This window comes from Olsenella sp. KH1P3, from assembly GCF_900167315.1.
In the GTDB taxonomy this organism is placed as follows: domain Bacteria; phylum Actinomycetota; class Coriobacteriia; order Coriobacteriales; family Atopobiaceae; genus Olsenella_J; species Olsenella_J umbonata_A.
Genome location: NZ_FUWQ01000011.1, coordinates 1 through 1,939, shown reverse-complemented (window position 1 = coordinate 1,939; position 1,939 = coordinate 1). Strand labels below are relative to the sequence as shown.

1 rRNA gene is annotated in these 1,939 nt (G+C 61.2%); it reads right to left on the bottom strand.

What is annotated here, in order from left to right:
- Positions 1-115: 115 nt before the first annotated feature.
- Positions 116-1,630 (bottom strand): 16S ribosomal RNA (locus B5D13_RS08570).
- Between the last annotated feature and the right edge of the window lie 309 nt (positions 1,631-1,939).

Sequence of the window (1,939 nt, the reverse complement as noted above, 5' to 3'; positions counted from 1 at the left end):
CCCTGGAGACCGGACACTGCGCGCTCTCGCGCGACGAAAGGCAGGCTTCAGCGGGAATGGACGGGACCCGTCCGCGTAAGTGTATGTCTTCTCTAGAAGAGGTGATTCTCCCTAGAAAGGAGGTGATCCATCCGCACGTTCTCGTACGGATACCTTGTTACGACTTCACCCCCCTTACCCTCCACACCTTCGGCGCCTCCCTCCCTTGCGGGTTGGGCCGACGACTTCGGGTGCAGACGACTCGGGTGGTGTGACGGGCGGTGTGTACAAGGCCCGGGAACGCATTCACCGCGGCGTGCTGATCCGCGATTACTAGCAACTCCAACTTCATGGAGGCGGGTTGCAGCCTCCAATCCGAACTGGGGCCGGCTTTGGGGATTCGCTCCTGCTCGCGCAGTGGCAGCCCATTGTGCCGGTCATTGTAGCACGTGTGCAGCCCAGGACATAAGGGGCATGATGACTTGACGTCGTCCCCACCTTCCTCCGGCTTGACGCCGGCGGTCTCGCATGGGTGCCCGGCCGAACCGCTGGCAACATGCGACGAGGGTTGCGCTCGTTGCGGGACTTAACCCAACATCTCACGACACGAGCTGACGACAGCCATGCACCACCTGTATAGGCTCCTCTCGGCCACGGCGTTTCCGCCGCTTCACCTATATGTCAAGCCCTGGTAAGGTTCTTCGCGTTGCTTCGAATTAAGCCACATGCTCCGCTGCTTGTGCGGGCCCCCGTCAATTCCTTTGAGTTTTAGCCTTGCGGCCGTACTCCCCAGGCGGGACACTTAATGCGTTGGCTGCGGCACGGAGGGCACATCCCCCCACACCTAGTGTCCATCGTTTACGGCTAGGACTACCAGGGTATCTAATCCTGTTCGCTCCCCTAGCTTTCGCGCCTCAGCGTCAGTCGTGGCCCAGAAGGCCGCCTTCGCCACCGGTGTTCTTCCAAATATCTGCGCATTCCACCGCTACACTTGGAATTCCGCCTTCCCCTACCAGACTCAAGCCTGCCGGTATCGGGAGCGGGCGGGGGTTGAGCCCCCGGATTTAACTCCCGACCTAACAGGCCGCCTACGCGCGCTTTACGCCCAATGAATCCGGATAACGCTTGCCCCCTACGTATTACCGCGGCTGCTGGCACGTAGTTAGCCGGGGCTTCTTCTGCAGGTACCGTCACCTTGCGGCCTCGTCCCTGCTGAAAGCGGTTTACAACCCGAAGGCCTTCGTCCCGCACGCGGCGTCGCTGCATCAGGCTTTCGCCCATTGTGCAAGATTCCCCACTGCTGCCTCCCGTAGGAGTCTGGGCCGTGTCTCAGTCCCAATCTGGCCGGTCGGTCTCTCAACCCGGCTACCCATCATTGCCTTGGTGGGCCGTTACCCCGCCAACAAGCTAACAGGCCGCGGGCCCATCCCTCGCCGTCGGAGCTTTCCCGGGTCCCCCATGCGGGGGTCCCGGAGTATCAGGTATTAACCACGGTTTCCCGAGGCTATCCCTGTGCGAGGGGCAGGTTGCCCACGTGTTACTCAGCCGTTCGCCACTTTATACACACCCGAAGGTGCTTTAACCGTTCGACTTGCATGTGTTAGGCGCGCCGCCAGCGTTCATCCTGAGCCAGGATCGAACTCTCCGTTCAAATGCCACCGGCCGAGGCCGGTCACGAGTGAAAAAGGAGACAGGTCCGTCTCTGGATCCCGCTGATCTGGATTCGCTTGGTTTGAATTGACTGTTCGTAAATTCGAACTTCGCTTGTGCTGTCTTTCGTCGATCTTTCGATCGCAGTATCCGGTTTTCAAGGTCCGCCGCGTCGCCCGGAGCTCCTCGCCCCGCTGCGGCGCGAGAGATAACTATACGCACCTTCCGGCCCCGTGGGGCCGGGAATCGCGGCCTCCACAACTCCTATACATTTCGGCCCCTGGGGCAACGCGGAATCGGCGGGCGGGGC